Annotated in this window: 10 protein-coding genes and 6 pseudogenes; 7 read left to right on the forward strand and 9 right to left on the reverse strand. The window is 69.6% G+C overall.

Features of this window, described 5'->3' with window-relative positions:
• Positions 1 to 42 precede the first annotated feature (42 nt).
• A complete protein-coding gene (locus tag BTZ20_RS20310) occupies positions 43 to 468 on the forward strand; it encodes a VOC family protein (protein ID WP_077042604.1) in 426 nt (141 codons plus the stop codon).
• 100 nt (positions 469 to 568) lie between these two features.
• Here the strand turns inward: BTZ20_RS20310 and BTZ20_RS26920 are convergent, their stop codons facing one another.
• Together BTZ20_RS26920 and BTZ20_RS20315 are read right to left on the reverse strand one after the other, a co-directional pair.
• Complete coding sequence (locus BTZ20_RS26920; protein WP_145982370.1) at positions 569 to 769, reverse strand: hypothetical protein; 201 nt, start codon at positions 767 to 769, stop codon at positions 569 to 571.
• A 25-nt stretch (positions 770 to 794) separates the two neighbouring features.
• Positions 795 to 2,212: pseudogene (locus BTZ20_RS20315) on the reverse strand (WS/DGAT/MGAT family O-acyltransferase).
• 798 nt (positions 2,213 to 3,010) lie between these two features.
• On the opposite strand from BTZ20_RS20315, the pseudogene BTZ20_RS29550 reads away from it, so the two are divergent.
• Positions 3,011 to 8,487, forward strand: a pseudogene (locus BTZ20_RS29550) (carboxyl transferase domain-containing protein).
• 80 nt (positions 8,488 to 8,567) lie between these two features.
• On the opposite strand, the gene BTZ20_RS20325 reads toward BTZ20_RS29550, so the two are convergent.
• On the reverse strand, positions 8,568 to 8,894 hold the full coding sequence (locus tag BTZ20_RS20325; protein ID WP_077042605.1) for a hypothetical protein: 327 nt from the start codon (positions 8,892 to 8,894) through the stop codon (positions 8,568 to 8,570).
• Between the two features lie 364 nt (positions 8,895 to 9,258).
• Positions 9,259 to 10,281, reverse strand: a complete 1,023-nt coding sequence (locus BTZ20_RS20330) for a serine hydrolase domain-containing protein (protein WP_077042606.1) — start codon at positions 10,279 to 10,281, stop codon at positions 9,259 to 9,261.
• A 169-nt stretch (positions 10,282 to 10,450) separates the two neighbouring features.
• Here BTZ20_RS20330 and BTZ20_RS20335 point away from each other — a divergent pair, with 169 nt between their 5' ends.
• Both BTZ20_RS20335 and BTZ20_RS20340 read left to right on the forward strand, forming a co-directional pair.
• Positions 10,451 to 11,419, forward strand: a complete 969-nt coding sequence (locus BTZ20_RS20335) for a helix-turn-helix transcriptional regulator (RefSeq protein ID WP_077042607.1) — start codon at positions 10,451 to 10,453, stop codon at positions 11,417 to 11,419.
• A gap of 110 nt (positions 11,420 to 11,529) precedes the next feature.
• Positions 11,530 to 12,141, forward strand: a complete 612-nt coding sequence (locus BTZ20_RS20340) for a TIGR03086 family metal-binding protein (protein ID WP_077042608.1) — start codon at positions 11,530 to 11,532, stop codon at positions 12,139 to 12,141.
• 76 nt (positions 12,142 to 12,217) lie between these two features.
• Here BTZ20_RS20340 and BTZ20_RS29265 read toward each other — a convergent pair whose 3' ends face one another.
• Entirely contained in the window at positions 12,218 to 12,343 is a 126-nt protein-coding gene (locus BTZ20_RS29265; RefSeq protein WP_262982500.1) for a hypothetical protein, read from the reverse strand.
• Positions 12,343 to 13,775 (reverse strand): annotated as a pseudogene (locus tag BTZ20_RS20345) (MFS transporter). The gene BTZ20_RS29265 and the pseudogene BTZ20_RS20345 overlap by 1 nt, the downstream one beginning before the upstream one ends.
• A gap of 186 nt (positions 13,776 to 13,961) precedes the next feature.
• On the opposite strand from BTZ20_RS20345, the gene BTZ20_RS20350 reads away from it, so the two are divergent.
• The 3 genes and pseudogenes from BTZ20_RS20350 (at position 13,962) to BTZ20_RS20360 (ending at position 17,335) form a co-directional block, all read left to right on the forward strand.
• On the forward strand, positions 13,962 to 14,171 hold the full coding sequence (locus BTZ20_RS20350; protein WP_077042609.1) for a heavy-metal-associated domain-containing protein: 210 nt from the start codon (positions 13,962 to 13,964) through the stop codon (positions 14,169 to 14,171).
• 8 nt (positions 14,172 to 14,179) lie between these two features.
• Positions 14,180 to 15,064, forward strand: a pseudogene (locus BTZ20_RS29935) (hypothetical protein).
• A 1-nt stretch (position 15,065) separates the two neighbouring features.
• Positions 15,066 to 17,335: pseudogene (locus BTZ20_RS20360) on the forward strand (heavy metal translocating P-type ATPase).
• Positions 17,336 to 17,423: 88 nt separating this feature from the next.
• Here the strand turns inward: BTZ20_RS20360 and BTZ20_RS20365 are convergent.
• From BTZ20_RS20365 to BTZ20_RS20375, 3 genes and pseudogenes are all read right to left on the reverse strand, one after another.
• The gene (locus BTZ20_RS20365) at positions 17,424 to 17,663 is read right to left on the reverse strand and encodes a hypothetical protein (RefSeq protein WP_145982371.1); all 240 of its coding nucleotides are present in this window, start codon (positions 17,661 to 17,663) and stop codon (positions 17,424 to 17,426) included.
• 779 nt (positions 17,664 to 18,442) lie between these two features.
• Positions 18,443 to 18,682 (reverse strand): annotated as a pseudogene (locus BTZ20_RS20370) (16S rRNA (adenine(1518)-N(6)/adenine(1519)-N(6))-dimethyltransferase); the annotation flags it as partial.
• 969 nt (positions 18,683 to 19,651) lie between these two features.
• Positions 19,652 to 19,921, reverse strand: a complete 270-nt coding sequence (locus BTZ20_RS20375; RefSeq protein ID WP_077042611.1) for a hypothetical protein — start codon at positions 19,919 to 19,921, stop codon at positions 19,652 to 19,654.
• Positions 19,922 to 19,929 lie beyond the last annotated feature (8 nt).

Genomic DNA, 19,929 nt, shown 5'->3' on the forward strand with positions numbered 1-19,929 from the left:
CGACGATGGAGGTGGACGCCGCCGACCCACCAAGGAGCCGTCATGACCGACCCCCGCGACCCCGACCAGGAGCGGACCGTGGTGCCCCGGCCCGCCGCCCTGCCCTACCTGTCCGTGCCCGACGCCCGCCGCGCGATCGAGTGGTACGCCGAGGCCTTCGGCGCCCACGTCGACGGCGAGCCGATGATGATGCCCGACGGCCGGGTCGGTCACTGCGAGCTGGCGATCGGCGACGGCACGCTGTACCTGGCCGACGAGTTCCCCGAGATCGGCTTCACCGCGCCTGCCCCCGGCCGTTCCGGGGTGAGCCTGATGCTGCCGGTCGCCGACACCGACGCCACCCTGGAGCGGGCTCGCGCGACGGGCGCGGCCGTCGAACGCGAACCTGCGAACGAGAACGGCCATCGCGGCGCCACCCTGGTGGACCCGTTCGGTCACCGGTGGATGCTGGCCGGGCCGATCGGGTGAGCAGGAGGTCCACCGTGAGCAGGCGGAATCTCCGCACATTCGGTGGCGCCGATGCGCGGAATCAGGCGATCCGCGCGCAGCGTGTGAGCTCAGTCCGGCGTCAGATCATCACGGCGGCCAGGCCGACGCAGATGACGGTGAATGCGGCGATCAGAACTCCCGCGAGCGCGGACCCGGTGACCAGGAGCGCAGACGCGGCGGAGGGGACGGATGCGGCCAGCGCGATGGCCACGGCAGAACGGACCCGGTGTGGCGCGGGCTCATCTCGAAACAGGGACTGGTCATGTGCGGCGAGCTGCATTGAATCGTCCTCTCCCTCTCCGGTTTCACAATCCGACGGCCCGCTCGAGCGCGGTGAGCTCGTCGTCGAGATATCCGAGTAGTGGCTGCAGCGGCGGCACGCTGCGGCGGCAGCCGGTCAACCCGAACGCGATCTCGTCGTCGGTGCTGGTGCAGGTGATGTTCAGCGCCTGCCCGTCGACGGGGATCGACAGCGGGTACAGCGCGCTCAGCCGGGCCCCGTTCCAGTAGAGGGGCGTCCCTGGACCCGGCACGTTGGAGACCATCACGTTTGCCGGGCGGATCGGCCCGCCGAGCCCGAACATGCCCAGCGCCAACGGCGCGACACCGAGCGCGCTGGTGGCCAGGACCTGCGCGGTGCTCATGGTCCGCATCGAGTCCTTCCCCTCGCGCATGGCGGTGCGCACCGTGTCGAGCCGGGCCGCCGGGTCGTCGAGATGCGTGGCGAGATTGCACATCAGCAGCCCGATCTCGTTGCCCGCCTTGACCTCCCGCGGCTCACGCCGCAGCGAGACGGGCACCATCGCGATCAGCGGGTCGGCAGGCAGCGCGTCGAGTTCGTCCATGTAGGCGCGCAGCGCGCCCGCGCACATCGCCAGCACCACGTCGTTGATCGTGGCGTCACCGCACTTCGCGACGAGCCGCAGCCGCTCGATCGGCCAGGACTGCGCCGCGAACCGCCGGGCACCCCCGATCGGCACGTTGAAGATGCTGCTGGGCGCCGCGAACGAGAGCGACCCGCCGCGGTCGTGCCTGGCCCGGTCGACGGTGCCCGCGAGCGCGGGCAGGAGGCCGACCGCCTCGCCGACGGCGCCACGCGCGACGCGCAGCACCGCGGACGCCAGGTCGAGGGGACCACCGCGGGCGGGCTCGACGGCACCGTCGTCGGAGACGTCCGGGACGAGCGCGAGCGCGGGACGCTCCCGTACCAGCGGCTCCCACGGGGCGGGCATCTCGCGCGCCTCCGGATCCTCGCTGAGCGCGCTGCGCAGCAGCTTCATCGCGGACACGCCGTCGGCCAGGGCGTGGTGGATCTTCGTGTAGACCGCGAACCGGCCGTCCTCGAGGCCCTCGATCAGATGCATCTCCCACAGCGGGCGGCTGCGGTCGAGCAGGCCGCTGTGCAGGCGGGAGACCAGTTCGAGCAATTCGGTGAGCCCACCGGGTGCCGGGAGCGCCTCGTGGCTGACGTGGTGGCCGAGGTCGATGTCGGTGTCGGTCTCCCAGCCCCACTGCCCGAGCGAGGTCACCGATCGCCGCGCCCGCTTGCGCAGCAGCGGCGAGACCTCACCCCTGGCGAAGGCCGCGTCGAGCATCGCCCGCACGTCCCGCGCCCCTGCACCCTCCGGCGGCGTGAAGAGCGCCAGACCCCCGACGTGCATCGGATGGTCTCGGGACTCCCCAGCAGGAACATCGAGTCGGTCGGTGACATCGGCAGCAGCATTACGCGCCTTTCCTGAAATCCCGTGCCCGGAACCGTGAGCGGCTCCGGTCCCCGGGGACCTGTCTTTCCGCGCTCCGGCCGTGTCGCATTCCCGCAGAGATTCTGTGAGAAAGATCACGGACCAGTAGCGCTTGAGACCCGTTCTACATCATTCGGAAAACCGAATCCACTTGAGCAAACGTCCAGGTCCGGGGCCTGCCGGGGTGCCGGCAAGATCAACTTGATTTGGCACACGGGGCACAATCCATTCACCTGCGACTATCAAGATCAAGTGTTCTCGCCAGGAAATTGATACTCGACGTAACAGCATCTTTCTCAATATGAAAACTTCGCCTGCCGGTAACCCTACTCGCGAGTAAATCAATTCCTACTCACGAGTACGCGTTATACCTACTCGCCAGTATGAATCTTATTACCGGTTGGTAGTACCGATTCACCGTTCGGGCCCCGCCAGGGCCTGATCGAATCAGACTGCACTGCAACGACATTCGTCGATCCGCCGGCCCCGGCGGACGCGACATGACAATGTCGACGAAATACTGCATGCTTGCGTACCGGCAGGGTCGACTTGGGACGCCAGGCCGGGCGAGGATTAAGCGTGACCGGATCGAATTCGCTCGCGCCTCGACTTCGTTTCCACACGAGGTTTCGGGTCCCAACCGCACTCGGTCGGGCATGTCCCAGGCCAACCGGTCCGGACTGCACACCGGCTCCGGCCCCTTCTGGGGGTTCGGGACGGCGGACGGTCGCGCAGGCGCGGCGCAGTCGACACACACATTTCGAGAACGGTGGGCGAGGATGTTCAAACGTGTAGCGGTGGTCAATCGGGGTGAGGCGGCGGTTCGCCTGATCCGGGCAGTGCGCGAGCTCAATGCCGAGCACCCGTACGGCATCACGACGATCGCGCTGCACACGGATGCCGAGCGGCGGGCGATGTTCGTCCGGCAGGCGGACGAGGGTGTCACCCTGCGGCCGTCCACCACAGCCGCCACCCCCTACCTCGACCACGCCGAGCTCGAGCGCGCGCTGATCGAGGCCAGGGCCGACGCCGTCTGGGTTGGCTGGGGCTTCGTCGCCGAGGACCCGGCCTTCGCGGACCTCTGTGCCCGCCTGAACATCACCTTCATCGGCCCCTCCGGCGACGCCATGCGCCTGCTCGGTGACAAGGTCGAGGCCAAGCTGCTCGCCGAGAAGGTCGGCGTCCCGGTCGCGCCGTGGTCCGGCGGCCCCGTCGAGACCCGCGCCGACGCCCGCAGGCACGCGCAGGCCATCGGGTACCCGCTGATCATCAAGGCCCGCTCCGGCGGCGGTGGCCGTGGCATCCGCAAGGTCTTCGCCGAGGACGAGCTCGAGCTCGCCCTCGAGCGCACCCAGGGCGAGGCGGAGCGTTCCTTCGGCGACCCGGTCGTGTTCATCGAGCGCCTGGTCACCGAGGCCCGGCACGTCGAGGTCCAGGTCATCGCCGACGCACACGGCAACGTCTGGGCTCCCGGCGTGCGGGACTGCTCCATCCAGCGCAAGAACCAGAAGGTCATCGAGGAGTCGGCCTCTCCCCTGCTGAGCAAGGAGCAGGCCGACCACCTGCGCGGCGTCTCCGCCGACCTGGTGCGCGCGGCCGGCTACTGCGGCGCCGCCACCGTCGAGTACCTGTACCAGCCCTCCCAGCAGGTCTTCACCTTCCTCGAGGTCAACACCCGCCTGCAGGTCGAGCACCCCATCACCGAGGCCACCACCGGCATCGACCTGGTCAAGCTGCAGATCCAGGTCGCGGGCGGCGACCCGCTGGTCGGCGACTGCCCGCCCGAGTTCGGCCACGCCGTCGAGGCCCGGCTCAACGCGGAGGACGCCGACAACGGGTTCGCCCCGGCCCCCGGCACCGTGCGCCTGCTCAAGTTCCCGCTCGGATCCGGGCTGCGCGTGGACACCGGCATCGCCCAGGGCGATGTCATCCCGCCCGACTACGACTCCATGGTCGCCAAGGTCATCGCCTGGGGCCGGGACCGGTCCGAGGCCCTCGCCCGGCTGCGCACAGCGCTGCGCGAGACCACCGTGGTCCTCGACGGCGGCACCACCACCAAGTCGTTCCTGCTGGACCTGCTGGACCGCGAAGAGGTGATCACCGCCAGCGCGGACACCGGATGGCTCGACCGCACCGGCGCGGGCAGCGCGAACGGCCCGACGCCCGCCGCCGCAGTGGCGTTGCTGGCGACCGCGGTCGGCGTGTACGACGCGGAGGAGGCCCACGAGCGCGGCGCGTTCCTCGCCGCCGCACGCGGCGGCAGGCCGCGCGCCAAGCACGGTGTGGGCCGGCCCGTCGAACTCAGCTACCAGGGCCAGGCCTACCAGTTCGTGGTCGGTCAGATCGGACCGCATCGCTACCGGATCGACGGCGACAGCGGCGAGATCGAGGTCGACGTCGACCGGCTCAGCGAGTTCGAGAGCCGGATCGTGGTCGGCGGCCGCCGGTTCCACATCGTCTCCGTCACCGGCCCCGCCCATCACCTCGTCGAGGTCGACGGCATCAGCCACCAGATCAGCCAGGACGAGGCGGGTGTCGTGCGCGCCCCCTCCCCGCCGTGGTGGTCGCCCTCCCGGTCGCCGTCGGCGACGAGGTGGAGGCAGGCGACACCCTCGTGGTGCTCGAGGCGATGAAGATGGAGACCGCGATCCGGGCGCCCTACGCGGGCACCGTCCGCGAGGTGCTCGCCGTCGTCAATGCCCAGGTGGACGCAGGCGCGCCGCTGCTGCGCGTCGACCAGGTCGCCGAGGAGACGGTCACCACCCAGGCCCCGCGGGTCGAGTTCGTCGCCCCCGAGACCAGCGACCGCGACGACCTCACCGAGGCACTGGCCCGGCTCGACGCCCTGAGCGCGATGATCACCGGCTTCGACGTCGACGCCGCCCGCTCGCGCGCGCTGCTGGCCGAGTACCTCGCACTGCGTGAGTCGCTCCCCGAGTCCGACACCACCCTCGTCGCCGCCGAGCTGAACCTGCTGACCACGTTCGCGGACCTGTGCGAGCTCTCCCGCAACCGGCCGACCGTCGACGAGGAGGACACCGTCGAGCGGGTGCACAGCCCGCGCGAGCATTTCCACTCCTTCCTGCAGTCCCTCGACGTGGACGTGCACGGGATGCCGGACTCGTTCCGCGCCAAGCTCTCCCGGTCGCTGCGTCACTACGACGTCAACGACCTGGACCGCACCCAGGAGCTGGAGGAGGCCGTCTACCGGATCTTCGTCGCGCAGCAGCGGATGGAGACCCAGGTTCCGATCGTCGCCGGCCTGCTCGCGCAGTGGCTGCACGACGGCCGCGTCTGCACGGACAACTACCCCGCCCTTGCGGAGGTCCTCGACCGTCTCGTCCTCGCCACCCAGCTGCGCTACCCGGTCGTCGGCGACGTCGCCCGCAACCTGCAGTTCCGGATCTTCGACGAGCCGGCGATCCGCAAGGCCCGCGAGCAGGTCTACGACGGCGTGCGGGGCAGCCTGCAGTACCTCGCGGAGCGTCCGGGCGCGGTCGACCGCGCGGAGCGGATCGACGCGTTGGTGGACACCCCCGAGCCGCTGGTCGGCCTCCTCGCCGACCCGCTGTCGCTGCCCGGTGACCTGCTGGAGGTGGTCACCCGGCAGTACTACAAGATCCGCGGCCTGCACGACGTCAAGACCCTCGATGGCCACGGGTTGCCCTGCGTCACCGGCACTTTCGAGCTCGCGGGTGAGCAGCTGAGCCTGGTCTCTGTCGCCGCCGAGCGGGCCCGCCTCGACGAGGCGCTGGCCGTCGTCGACGCGGCGGTCGGTCCGGCCCCTGTCAACCAGGTCATCGACCTGTATCTCGCCTGGCCGGACGCCCCCACCGACGGCGACACCCTCGCCGAGTCGCTGCGCACCGCGTTGCAGGAGCACGGCGGAGCGGTGTCCTGGCGCCGTGTCACCGTCACGGTGGCGACCCCCGGCGACATCACGGTGCAGCGCGTCGTGACCTTCCGGCCCGCGGCCGAGCCGGATGCCGGGCTGGTCGAGGACAAGATCATCCGCGACATGCATCCGCTCACCGCTCAGCGTCTGAACATGTGGCGGCTCAAGAACTTCGACGGCACCCGCCTGCCCGCCCCGGCCGACACCTTCCTGTACCGTCTCGTCGCCAAGGAGAACCAGACCGACGAGCGGCTGATCGCGATGGCGCAGGTGCGGGACCTGACGCTGCAGATGGACGCGGACGGCGAGATCGCCGCCGCGCCAGCCATCGAGCGGGCCGTCGTGGCCTGCCTCGACGGCATCCGCCGGGTCCAGGCCGAGCGCGGCAGCAAGCGCATCGAGAACAACCGCGTTGTGCTCTACGTGTGGCCGAAGTTCGAGGTGTCGGCCGACCGGATCGCCCGGATCGCCCAGCACGTCGCACCGCTGACCGTTGGCGCCGGACTCGAGCAGCTCACCATCATCGGCCGCCTGCAGGAGACCCCCAACGAGGCGCCGCGTCAGGTGGCGGTTCGGTTCTCGTACCGCTCGGGCGCGGGCCTGCAGGTCGCGGTCACCGAGCCGCCGACCGAGCCGCTCAAGCCGTTGGACGCGTACACCCAGAAGGTGCAGCGCTCCAAGGCCCGCGGCACCGTCTACCCCTACGAGTTGATCCCCGCCCTGTCGGCGGGCGGCACGTTCGTCGAGTACGACCTCGACGAGTCCGGCGTGTTGGTCCCGGTCGAGCGCGCCTACGGGCGGAACACCGCGGGCATCATCGTCGGCCTGGTGACCACGCCCACCAAGCGGCACCCCGAGGGCATGACCCGCGTCGCACTGTTCGGTGACCCGACGAAGGCGCTGGGCACCGTGGCCGAGGCCGAGTGCTCCCGGGTTGTCGCCGCGATCGACATGGCGGAGCGCCTCGGCGTGCCCGTCGAGTGGTTCGCCCTCTCGTCCGGCGCCACCATCTCGATGGAATCCGGCACCGAGAACATGGACTGGGTCTCGCGCGGGCTGCGCCGGATCATCACGTTCACCCAGAACGGCGGCGAGATCAACGTCCTCGTCGCCGGGATCAACGTCGGCGCCCAGCCCTACTGGAACGCCGAGGCGACGATGTTGATGCACACCAAGGGCATCCTGGTGATGACCCCGGACAGCGCGATGGTGCTGACCGGCAAGCAGTCACTCGACTACTCGGGCGGCGTCTCCGCGGAGGACAACTTCGGCATCGGCGGCTACGACCGGGTGATGGGCCCGAACGGCCAGGCGCAGTACTGGGCGCCGAACCTGACGGCGGCCATCGGCGTCCTGTTCACGCACTACGAGCACTCGTACCTCGCTGCGGGCGAACGCTTCCCGCGCAAGGCCGAGTCCACGGACCCGATCGACCGCGACGTCCGCACCTTCCCGCACGTGCATCCGTCGAGCGAGTTCACCACGGTCGGCGAGATCTTCTCTCGGGAGACGAACCCGGACCGCAAGAAGCCCTTCGACATCCGGACCGTGATGCGCTCCGTGGTCGACCAGGACCACGCGGTGCTCGAACGGTGGGCCGACATGGCCGACGCCGACACCTCCGTGGTGTTCGACGCCCACCTCGGCGGCAACGCGGTGACGGTGATCGGCATCGAGTCGCGCGCCATCGCCCGCAAGGGCTGGTTCCCGACCGACGGCCCGGACCAGTGGACCTCGGGCACGCTGTTCCCGCGCTCGTCGAAGAAGACGGCCCGCGCGATCAACGCGGCCAGCGGCAACCGCCCGGTCGTGGTGCTGGCGAACCTGTCCGGCTTCGACGGCTCCCCGGAGTCGCTGCGGAACCTGCAGCTCGAGTACGGCGCCGAGATCGGCCGCGCCATCGTGAACTTCGACGGACCGATCGTGTTCGTGGTGGTCTCGCGCTACCACGGCGGCGCGTTCGTGGTGTTCTCCGGTGCGCTGAACGAGAACATGGAGGTGCTCGCGGTCGAGGGCTCCTTCGCCTCGGTGCTCGGCGGCGCGCCCGCCGCGGCCGTGGTGTTCACCCGCGACGTCAACGCCCGCACCGCGGCGGATCCCGCGGTCCGGGACCTCGAGGCTCGCCTGGCCGAGACCGAGGACAACGCCGAACGCACCCGCCTGCGGGTCGAGCTCGCCGCCGAGCGCTCCGCCGTCCGGTCGGCCAAGCTGGGCGAGGTGGCCGCCGAGTTCGAGGCGATCCACAACATCGAGCGGGCCCGCGAGGTCGGCTCGGTGCACGCGATCGTCCCGGCGGCCGAGCTGCGTCCGCGCCTGGTCGACGCGGTGGAGCGGGGCATGGGCAAGGCTCTGAACATGTAGGGATCGATCTGTAACAGCAGTGGGCGCCGCCGGAGAGATTCCGGCGGCGCCCACTGTTGTTGCTGCGGCTCGAAGTGGTATCAGCCCTGTCCGCCCATGCTGAAAGGGGCGATGCAGTAATTCTGGCCCAACAACAGGTTCCGCGCGGCGGCGCAGACAGAGCCGAGCTCCGTGCTTCCCACATCCAGAACCGGGCCCAAGATCTCGTTGCTTACCGTCGTGAGCGCTTCCGACGACCCGATCTCGTCCGCGATCACCAACGTGGCCGCCGATCCGGCGCCAACGACGTTCTCGATCGGGTCCAAGGAATCTGCCGCCGCGCTTCCGCCGCCGGTGGCCAGTGCGCCTGCCAGCGCGGTGGCGACGATGGCCGTCGAGATGATTCGACGCCCGGAATGATGTGTCATCAAGATCCTCCTGTGTGAAAGGGGCAGGACCTCAGACGAGGCCCCACTGTAGCGGCTGCACGCGGGACCGACCTATCCCACCCGCCCCGGTCGAGCACCACAGGTACTCGATGAGACGGATCGAACCGGACGAGACTCCGGCGGGATCGGTCGACGCGGTCGTGATCGGGGGTCACCGTACCCTGTGCCCCGCACCCGCGATCGCGAATTCAATCACTGCGACACAACATGATTCGTCATACACAACGAATCATGCCGTCGATACGGCCTCGCCAGGCACACCACGGGGCCCGACATGACGTACAGATCGTTCCGTGAAGCGAGGCCGTTCGGCATTCCCCGGGTTTGCGTGTGCGACAGGCCATCAGCGAGGGCCGACCGGCCCCAGGAGCAGTTCGACGGCCGGCCCGTCGACGGGCGCGGCGGTGTTCGACAGGACGAGCACCGCACGCCGGCGGTCACGGTCGAGAGCGAGCATGCTCGCGAAGCCGCCCGTAGCGCCGTTGTGCCAGGTGACGGTGCGATCGCCGACCCGATTCGTGAGCCAGCCGTACCCGATCCGACCGTCGCCATCGGTATCCCACCGGGGCGCGACCGCCGAGATTCCGGGCGCCGAGCCGTCGAGGACCGCGCGCGCGAACCGCGCCATGTCGGCCGGAGTGGACCGCACTCCGCCCGCCGGCGCCGCAGCATTCATCGTCCACGGACCCGTGGGCCGACCGCGTTGGTCGTACCCGGTCAGGGCACCCGGCCGGATACCTTTCCGCGTGACGGGCGGATATGTGTCGATCATGCCCAGGGGCGCCAACAACCGTTCGGTGAGCAGGACCGCGTAGCCGCTGCCCGCCGCGGCGGCAAGCGCCTGACCCAACAGCGCGCCGCCCAGGTTCGAGTACGCCATGCGACCGGGTGGGCCGAGTGCGGCGGCTCGCGCCTGAGCGAGCAGTCCGTCCAGGTCGGCGCGGCAGGGGTCGCGGCGGGCGGCGACAGCGATGGCCGCGCCGAGCGCGTCGCGTGTCCGTGATGACAGGCGCGGCAATCCGGACCGATGACCGGCCAGGTCCCCGAGCGTCACCGCGGCGACGCCGCTGCCCCGCACGGGAAGCAGCTCGACGAGCCTGGTCCCCTCCGCGACTTCGCCGCGATCGATGGCATCCGCGAGCAGCATGCCGGTCATGGCCTTGGTGATCGAGCCGATCTCGAACGAGGCGTCGCCGGACAAACCGAAATGTGCCGCGAGCTCGAGCCCGTTGTCGATCTCGACGACGCTGACACGATCGCGCACGCCGGCCTCGATCAGTGGCCTCGCCCGGCTCACCAGATCCGCGTCGCCGGCGACGGCCGTGGACAGCGCCGGTGGTCGGGTTCTCCGCCACGGGTCGGACATCGCGACTCCCCCTCCCCGGATTCCTCGAGTGTTCCAGTGATCCACTCGATCGAGGGGGAGGTTTTCGGGCGCGCGAACGGCGAGTCGGCCCCAGAACGTCCCCTTCGAGCCGGCGTCGGGCCGGCCATTGCGGACCACAACTGTCCGCAATGGCTGGCAGGGTGTAGCCATGCGGGAAACCTCGGCGAGATTGCTCCGACTGCTGTCGCTGCTGCAGATGCGGCGGGAGTGGTCGGGCGCAGACCTGGCGGAACGGCTGGACGTGACGCCGAGGACGGTGCGCCGCGACGTGGATAAGCTGCGCGACCTTGGCTACCCGGTCAACGCGAGTGTTGGCGTCGGGGGCGGGTATCAGCTCGGCGCGGGCGCGGAGATGCCGCCGCTGCTGCTGGACGACGAGGAGGCGCTGGCCGTCGCGTTCGGGCTGCAATCCGGCGCCACCGGATCTGTCGAGGGCCTCGGCGACTCGTCGCTGCGCGCGCTGACCAAGCTGCGGCAGGTGATGCCCTCGCGGCTGCGACACCGCCTCGACGCGCTGCGAATCGACGTGGTGCCGCAGGGCGCACCCCGGTCAGCGGTCGACGCGAAGGTGCTCTCCGCGATCGCCTCGCTCTGCCACGTGCACGAGCGGCTGCGTTTCGACTACCGCACCAACGACGGCACCGAGAGCAGGCGGGAGGTCGAACCGCACCGACTGGTCCGGGCCGGAGCACGGTGGTACCTGGTCGCCTGGGACCTGACCCGCGAGGACTGGCGATCGTTCCGGGTGGACCGGATGACCCCGAAGACACCCAGCGGACCCAGGTTCACCCCGCGCGAACTGCCGACCGGCGACGCCGCCGCGTTCGTGTCCCGCGGCATCAGCCGGGCCCTCAGCCAGGTCACGGCGCGGGTACTGCTGGACGCCCCGATCCAGCAGATCGCCCCGATGGTCGACGAGTACTGGGGCGCGCTCGAGTCGGCCGACGGCGACCGCTGCGTGGTCGCGCTGCGCGGCGAGTCGGTCGCAGGCATCGCCGGATGGCTCACCGCCTTTGGCGTCGACTTCACTGTGCTCGACCCACCGGAGCTCCGCGAGGAGTGTCTTCGGCGGGCCGAGCACCACGCGATGCTCAGCGAGCGCTACCGCCGGAGCTGAGCGCGACGGCTCACCGTTCGCCGCCCGGCATCCGGAACCCCCTTGCTCCGCAAGCCCTACGAATGGTCAAATAACAGCACGATCGTTCGTACATATTGAGGGAGGCGTCAATGGACCTGCGCGAGCACTATCTGGAGGCACTCGGACTGACGGGAGCCCTCGTCGCCGACCTGGGCGAGCATCAACTCGATCTCCCGACACCATGCGACGAGTGGGACGTCCGGGCGATGATCTGCCACCTGACTGCCAACACCCTGGCGATGCGCTCGCACCTGTCCGGCATCGCCGACAGCACGCGTGCGGGACTCACCGGTGACGCACCACAGACACCGGACCCCCGCACCGACTTCGCAACGGCCGCACGCGAACTCGGCTCGGTGCTGACCGACGATGCCGTCCTGAGCCGGAGCGTCGCCGTCACGGGCTCCGGGACGGTGCCCGGCTCGATCGCCATCGGTGTCCACTTCGTCGATGTCCTCACCCACGGCTGGGATCTGAGTCGGGCGATCGGCATCGACTACCGTCCCTCGGATCGCCGGGTGGCCACCGCGGTGCGGTTCGCCGCCGGCTACCCCGACTCACCCGCGATGCGCGGGTCGGGCGCGCTGTTCGCCCCGGTCCGGGCCACGGCCCCGGACGCCCCCGTCCTCGACCAACTGGTCGCGCTCCTCGGTCGCGATCCACGATGGGCCCCCGCAGCACGGACCCACGATCGCCGGTGATGCTGCGGGGCGCCGACGCGCCCGCGTGGGAACTCGCCCACAGCGGGAGCGCCAGCGCCCCATGACCCACCGACGCTCAGCGCTCGCCGTCGCGGGAGCGCGGATCCAGCCGGACCCGCAGGGCTGCCAGCAGGCAGCCCGCCGCGCAGCGCAGCACGGCCCTGACCCTCGGATCGTCCAGCCGGACCGCTCCGCCCGCCATCAGACCGTCACCGACTCGGTGTCCGGCGCGGACTCCCGCGAACCGCGCAGCGTCAGCCCGGCCAGAACGGCACCGGCCAACGCCACGCCCGCCGCGACCAGGAATGCAGCCGAGAACCCGTCCGTCAGGGCGCCACGATCCCCCAGCTCGTTCGCCCCGAGCGCGGCGCCGACCGCCGTCGCGGCGGCCAGACCCAGCGCGGAGCCGAGCTGATAGCTGGTGTTGACAATGCCCGACGCCAGTCCGCCCTCCTCCGGCCGGGCGCTGGAGATCGCGGTGCCAAGCGAGGGGATGAAGGCCAGCGCCATGCCGAGCGCCGAGACCAGCGAGGCGGGCAGCACGTCGACCCAGAAGTTGCCGTCCGGGCGAACCAGCGACAGCCAGGCCAGGCCCGCCGACAGCAGGATCAGGCCCGAGACCACCATCGGCTTCGGCCCGAACCTCGCGATCAGCCGGGGCGCGAGCACGATCATGCCGATCATGATCAGCGCCGTCATCGGGATGAGGGCGGCGCCGCTGGGGAACGCCGAATAGCCGAGCACCTGCTGCAGATACAGGTTCAGGAAGAACCACATCGGGATCCACGCGGCCCCGAGCAGGAACTGCGCGAGGTTGGCGGCGCCCAGGTTGGGGGTCCGGAAGATCGCGAGCCGGACCAGCGGTTCGCGCCGCCGGGACTGGATCAGCACGAACCCCGCGATCAGCGCCGCGGCGGCGAGCAGGGTCCCCCACGTCTGCGCGGAGGCCCAGCCGACCTCAGGCGCGCGGACGATGCCGAAGACCGCCGCCCCGATGCCGAGGGTGACGGTGAGCGCGCCGAGCAGGTCGACGCTGCCGGTCGCGCCGCCGCGGCCGCCTGGCAGCAGAGCGGGCGCCGCGACGAGCGCGATCACCGCGATCGGGATGTTGATGAAGAACACCCACGGCCACGAGGCGTACTCGGTGAGCAGTCCGCCCAGGAACACGCCCGCGGTTCCACCGGCCGGTGCCGCGGCGCCGTAGATGGCCAGCGCCCTGGTCAGTTCCCTCGGGGTGGACCCGAACAGCATCATCAGCAGGGTGAGCGCAGCGGGCGCGATCAGCGCGGCGCCTGCGCCCTGCACGGCCCGCCCGACGAGTTCGGTGGGCACGTTGCCCGCCAGACCAGCGGCCGCCGAACCTGCCAGCAGGATGACCCAGCCGAGGCCGAACATCCGGCGTGCGCCGTACAAGTCGGAGAGCCGACCACCGAGGAGCAGCATCCCCCGAACATCACCACGTATGCGTTGAACACCCAGGTGAGATTCCCCTGGGTGAAGCCGAGATCCTCGCGCATCTCCGGCAGGGCGACGCCGATGATCGACGTGTCCATGATGACCACAAACTGCGCGAGGGCAATCAACCCCAGCGCCAACCATTTTCGGGTCTGGGTGGAGTCCTGTATCCGATTCATCTCGTTCACTCCTTCTGATAATGCGGGCGACTGTCTCGGCGAATGCCGTGGGTTGGTTTATACCCCCTAGGGGTATGACGCGCAACACTCGAATGGGACTTGCGAACACCTACCCCCTGGGGGTACCTTCATCCATGCAAGAGCCCGTACCCCCATCGGTATGGACGCACACAGAGGGAGAACGACATGACCATCGCGAACTACACCGTCACCGGCATGACCTGCGGCCACTGCGCGGGCTCGGTCCGCGCCGAGGTCGGCAAGCTCGGCGGGGTCACCGACATCGCGGTCGACGTCCCCACCGGCAGGCTCACGATCACAAGCGCCGCGCCGCTCGACGAATCGGCCGTGCTCGGCGCCGTCGACGAGGCCGGCTACTCGGCCACTCCCGCATAGGAACGGCCATGAACACCCCGATCAAACTCGCCGCCTACGCCGGAGGGCTCGCCGTGATCTTCGCGGCGGCCCTCGGGCTGGGCGCGGCAACAGGAAACCCGATCGACATGTCGAACACCCACGACACCACCACCCACGGCGGACACGCTGAAGCGGGCACCGCCGTCACCACGGCCCCGCCCCCGCGGGCCTTCAGGTCTCCGAGCAGGGCTACACCCTGTCCGAGGTCACCGCCCCGCGGAAGCGGGTAGCCCCGGCAAATTGAACTTCCGGATCCTCGGCCCGTCCGGCGCCGCGGTCACCGAGTACGACGAGCTGCACGAGAAGCAGCTGCACCTGATCGTGGTCCGCAGCGACACCAGCGAATTCCGCCACGTCCACCCGGTCCGGGCGGCGGACGGCACCTGGTCCATCGACTGGAGCTGGCCGAGGGGCGGCACCTACCGCGTGTTCGCCGACTTCCAGCCGACCGGCGGTCCGCAGCTGACGCTCGGCCGCAATGTCGACGTCGCGGGCGACTTCACCCCGGCCCCCTGCCCCGGGAAACTCGGGTCGCTGAGGTGGACGGCTACCAGGTCACCCTGTCCGGCGACCTCAGCACCGCAGGCGGAGAGGTGACCCTGACCGTGGCCCGCGACGGGAAGCCGGTCACCGACCTGCAGCCGTACCTCGGTGCGTTCGGGCACCTGGTCGCGCTGCGCACCGGCGACCTCGCCTACCTGCACGTCCACCCGCAGGGCGAGCCAGGCGACGGCGTCACCGCGCCAGGACCGGACGTCAATTTCCACGCGCAGGCGCCGTCCGACGGCACCTACCGCCTGTTCCTCGACTTCCAACACGAGAACGTGGTCCGCACAGCGGAATTCACGGTCTCCACCCACGAAGGCCACTGACATGACCACCGAGTACCTCGCTCCCGAGACCACCGGCACCGCCAGCATCGAGCTCGCCATCGGCGGGATGACCTGTGCCTCCTGCGCGGCCAGGATCGAGAAGCGGCTCAACAAGATGGAGGGCGTGACCGCCACCGTCAACTACGCCACCGAGAAGGCCAAGGTCGTCTTCGACCCCGCGGTCACCTCGGCCGACCTCGTCGCCGAGGTCGAGAAGGCGGGGTACTCGGCCACAGTTCCCCAGCCGCCCTCGACCGACCGCGACGCCGCCGCCGGCGCCGAGCCCGAGGACGAGCAGTCGAGGGCACTCGCCGCCCTGCGGACCCGGCTGATCGTCTCGGCGATCCTGTCCGTCCCCGTCATCGCCATGGCGATGATCCCGGCGCTGCAGTTCACCAACTGGCAGTGGCTCTCGCTCACGCTGGCCGCACCGGTCATCGTGTGGGCCGGGCTGCCGTTCCACAAGGCCACCTGGGCCAACCTCAAGCACGGCGCCGCCACGATGGACACCCTGATCACCATCGGCACCGGTTCGGCATTCCTCTGGTCCCTGTACGCGCTGTTCTTCGGGACCGCGGGCAAACCCGGGATGACGCACCCGTTCTCGCTGACGATCGGGCGCACCGACGGCGCCGCCAACATCTACCTCGAGGTGGCCGCCGGCGTCATCACGTTCGTGCTCGCGGGCCGCTACTTCGAGCAGCGGTCCAAGCGGCGGGCAGGGGCCGCCATGCGCGCGCTGTTCGAGCTCGGGCCAAGGAGGTCTCGGTGCTCCGCGGCGGTGTCGAGACCCGCATTCCGGCAACGGAACTCGCGGTCGGCGACCTGTTCGTTGTGCGACCGGGAGAGAAGATCGCCACCGACGGCCAGGTCGTCGAGGGCCGATCAGCGGTGGACATGTCGATGCTGACGGGTGAGTCCGTCCCGATCGAGGTGGCCGAGGGCGACGCGGTGGTCGGTGCGACCGTCAACGCCGGCGGCAGGCTCGTCGTCCGGGCGACCAGGGTCGGCGCCGACACCCAACTGGCACAGATGGCGGCCCTGGTCGAGGACGCACAGAACGGGAAGGCACAGGTGCAGCGGCTCGCCGACACCATCGCCGGGGTGTTCGTGCCGATCGCCATCGCGATTGCCGTTGCCGCACTGGGCTACTGGATCGGAACCGGCAACCCGCTGTCGGTCGCGTTCACCGCCGCGGTCGCGGTGCTCATCATCGCCTGCCCCTGCGCGCTCGGCCTCGCCACCCCGACGGCCTTGCTCGTCGGCACCGGGCGCGGCGCCCAGATGGGCATCCTGATCAAGGGACCCGAGGTACTCGAGTCCACCCGCAAGGTGGACACCATCGTGCTGGACAAGACCGGCACGGTCACCACCGGCAAGATGACGCTGCAGGACGTGATCGTGGCCGAGGGCACCGACCGCGCCGAGGCGCTGCGCCTGGCCGGCGCCCTGGAGCACGCCTCCGAGCACCCGATCGCCAAGGCGATCGCGACCGCCGCCGCGGCCGACGCGACCGGTCCGCTGCCGCCTGTGGAGGGGTTCGAGAACGTCGAGGGTCGCGGGGTCCAGGGCATCGTGGACGGGCACGCCGTGGTCGCAGGCCGGACCTCCCTGCTCGAGGACTGGTCGCTGCACCTGCCGGTCGAGTTGAGCGAGGCGAAGGCGGCCGCCGAGAACGCGGGCAAGACCGCAATCGCGGTCGGCTGGGACGGCACGGCGCGGGCCGTGCTGGTGGTCGCCGACGCGGTGAAGGACACCAGCGCCGAGGCGATCGCGCAGTTCAAGCGACTCGGCCTCGAACCGGTGCTGCTGACCGGCGACAACGCGGCGGCCGCCAGGAACGTGGCCGACCAGGTCGGCATCGACACGGTGCTGGCAGAGGTCATGCCCGCGGACAAGGTCGACGCCGTCAAGGAGCTGCAGGCACGCGGGAAAGTGGTCGCGATGGTGGGCGACGGCGTGAACGACGCCGCCGCACTGGCCCAGGCGGACCTGGGACTGGCGATGGGCACCGGCACCGACGCCGCGATCGAGGCCAGCGACATCACCCTGGTCCGCGGCGACCTGCGCTCGGCCGCCGACGCGATCCGGCTGTCCCGCAAGACACTCGGCACCATCCGCGGCAACCTGTTCTGGGCGTTCGCCTACAACGCGGCGGCCATCCCGCTGGCCGCGGCCGGCCTGCTCAACCCGATGCTCGCCGGCGCCGCGATGGCGTTCTCGAGTGTTTTCGTGGTGAGCAACAGCCTGCGGCTGCGCCGGTTCAAGTAGCCGCGGCTGCGCCGCCCGTGAGTCCTTCTGGCGTCACTGCGCACCAAAAGGACTCACGGGCGAAACCGGTCACGACCCGCTCCTGGTCCTATCCGCCCTGCTGCCAGCAGAATGGGTTGCAGCTCCCAGCACTCCCGAGTGGGAGTTCTGCCAGAAAGCCGACGATTCCACCGCTGATGTCAACGGACAGAGTGGTGACCGATCCGGCAGGCGGGAGGGAATCGACGGGGATGGCGGCGGCGGTGCCGGCTCCGGCGGCGAGGCCGCCGGCCAGCGCTGCCGAGACGAGAACCGTGGCCGCGAGACGACGCATCGTCGGACGAGGCATGTACGAACTCCATTCGTAGGTTTCGAGATTGTGTCGCACTCGGCACGGCTTGGATACGCCGATACCAAACACGGTTCGCGACACCGTACCGACAACGATCAAGCAGGGTGCGAAGATTCGTACATTGTTGCCGCACTTGTCGATTCGTTCAACGTAACGGACTATCGACGGAATCTGCCACGCCGCCAGCCGCCCGTCACGCGATGAAGTCCAGCGACTCGGCTGCGATCACGTGACCAAGGCTGCGACATCAGCGGCCAATGCTCCGCCCGTGCGGAGCAGCGCGGCCCCAGCGCAGGCGCACACCAGGCCGCGACGGTTTCCCTACTGGATCATGCAACCGTAGGGGCGAAGTTACATTCCTCATAACTTCCGCCAAAATAGGAGAGCAGGACGAGCGGAGCGCCGAGCACCCCGTATTTGTTCTCGTAGAGGGAAGGTTCTCCACGCCATCCAGGGATCCGGTGGTATTGGCGGCGACGGATTCGGCCGGCAAGAGGGATCCGGCGGGCGCCGCGGACGCGGCACCGGACCCGGCGGCGAGACCACCAGCCAGCACGGCCGACGCAACCACAGTAGCGGCGAGACGACGCATCGTGGAACGAGGCATATACGAACTCCATTCAGAGACGGCGATTGAGTCGTGCATCGTCGGCGCCGAAGAGCGCCACCCCCGAGCACGCTTCGCGCCACCCTACCGACATCAGTCAGGCCCGGTGTGAGAATCAGACATTGGTGCGGCACTTGATGATTCGTTAAACGCGAACGAGTCGGGTGATCTACTCGACGCTCGCCAATCGAACAAAGTCCGCAGCGCCGAGAACCTCCCCGCGGGCGGACGGGGCGATCCCCGCCGCGACCAGCAGGCGCTCGGCCTCGGCTGGCGAGCCCGCCCACGTCGCCAGCGCGGCCCGGAGCGTCTTGCGGCGCTGCGCGAAGGCCGCGTCGACCACGGCGAACACCCGATGCCGATGCTCCTCGTCAATGGGCCACGGCGGCTCGGCGTCGCGGTCCACCCGTCTTCCTCCCGCGGGGCAGCAACGGACCCAACAACGCCAACCGTGCGTCGATCAGGTCCGCCCGCCCCGGCACCGCGCCGCTGAGCACGGGGTCTCCGGTATTCAGGTTGGTTCTTCTTGGTCGAACAACCCTCTACCGGAGACCTCATTCATTCAGCTGTCACGACACGCCTGCCTGGGTGTGGTTCCCGCCGGTGGAACCACCTTCGAAACACGGCCTAGGGCGTCAGCGCCGCGCCATCGTCACGACCGGGGTGAAGTTCGACTCAGCCTCACATCTGGCCACAACCAGGGGTAGCGGGGCAGGGCTGACTACTCCCACCCAGCCCGAAGATCGGATTGAAGAGAAAATAGATGGGGTTCGCCAAGAAGCCATCCACCGATCCGTCGGGCAAGCCCACGGCAACGGACCCTACCGACGGGAGGGCTTCGGCGGGTGCCGCGGAGGCAGCACCCGACCCGGCGGCGAGGCCTCCTGCCAGCACGGTAGAGGCAACAATCACGGAAGCAAGGCGCCCGACCTTGGGACCACGCATATCTCGATACTCCGATCAGTTGGTGGTGGGTGTGAACCGATCGACAGCATGAAGTCCCACCGATTCTCCATACGCCGCGCGTCACCATACCCACGACATGCAGGCCAAATCTGAGAATGCGTATACCTGTTGCAGTACAGGATGATTCGCTGAACGGAGGCTTGCGAACGTGTTTGCGGTGAGCAACCGGTCCGCGCCTGCGGCGGTTGGCCAAGTCAACAGGACGACATAGCCACACCTGCAACAGACCCCAGCACGCGCCTCCGTAATCTCGACCGACCGACGATCCGACTCACACGGTCGCCAGGGCGCCCGTCCGACACCAGGCTGCGGCCTGGTGCCGTCCACCCGTCCGCGCACCACACTTCCGAATGCCTTTACAGGAAAGGATGATTCGCTACAGGGTCGCTCCGATACGGAGCGACACAGAGCGCTACGCCTGCCCCGACGGCCCGATCCCGCCCAGGCTTCCCAGATCCTGCAACAACAGGGAGATGGACGCCCCAGCCATCGCGACCAGCGGGAAGACCAGGTTCTCGAGCGAAGGATCCTCGAAGAATCTGGCGGAAGATCCGCCTTCGGCGGAACCGGTCGCGACGGCCTGCAACGGATCGAGCCCCGACCACTCGTCGACCGATGCGGACGCCGCCGCGGTGCCGGCGCCGGCAGCGAGGCCGCCGGCGAGCACGGCCGTAGCCAGCATCGTGGATG

It is taken from the genome of Rhodococcus sp. MTM3W5.2, from assembly GCF_001984015.1.
Lineage (GTDB): Bacteria > Actinomycetota > Actinomycetes > Mycobacteriales > Mycobacteriaceae > Rhodococcus_G > Rhodococcus_G oryzae.

Excerpts from the sequence above, each read along its gene's own strand:
- BTZ20_RS26920 (WP_145982370.1), bottom strand. The coding sequence starts at position 769 with ATGCAGCTCGCCGCACATGACCAGTCCCTGTTTCGAGATGAGCCCGCG.
- BTZ20_RS20350 (WP_077042609.1), top strand. The coding sequence starts at position 13,962 with ATGACCATCGCGAACTACACCGTCACCGGCATGACCTGCGGCCACTGC.
- BTZ20_RS20325 (WP_077042605.1), bottom strand. The coding sequence starts at position 8,894 with ATGACACATCATTCCGGGCGTCGAATCATCTCGACGGCCATCGTCGCC.
- BTZ20_RS20310 (WP_077042604.1), top strand. The coding sequence starts at position 43 with ATGACCGACCCCCGCGACCCCGACCAGGAGCGGACCGTGGTGCCCCGG.
- BTZ20_RS20335 (WP_077042607.1), top strand. The coding sequence starts at position 10,451 with ATGCGGGAAACCTCGGCGAGATTGCTCCGACTGCTGTCGCTGCTGCAG.
- BTZ20_RS20340 (WP_077042608.1), top strand. The coding sequence starts at position 11,530 with ATGGACCTGCGCGAGCACTATCTGGAGGCACTCGGACTGACGGGAGCC.
- BTZ20_RS20375 (WP_077042611.1), bottom strand. The coding sequence starts at position 19,921 with ATGCTGGCTACGGCCGTGCTCGCCGGCGGCCTCGCTGCCGGCGCCGGC.
- BTZ20_RS20365 (WP_145982371.1), bottom strand. The coding sequence starts at position 17,663 with ATGCCTCGTCCGACGATGCGTCGTCTCGCGGCCACGGTTCTCGTCTCG.
- BTZ20_RS20330 (WP_077042606.1), bottom strand. The coding sequence starts at position 10,281 with ATGTCCGACCCGTGGCGGAGAACCCGACCACCGGCGCTGTCCACGGCC.
- BTZ20_RS29265 (WP_262982500.1), bottom strand. The coding sequence starts at position 12,343 with ATGGCGGGCGGAGCGGTCCGGCTGGACGATCCGAGGGTCAGGGCCGTG.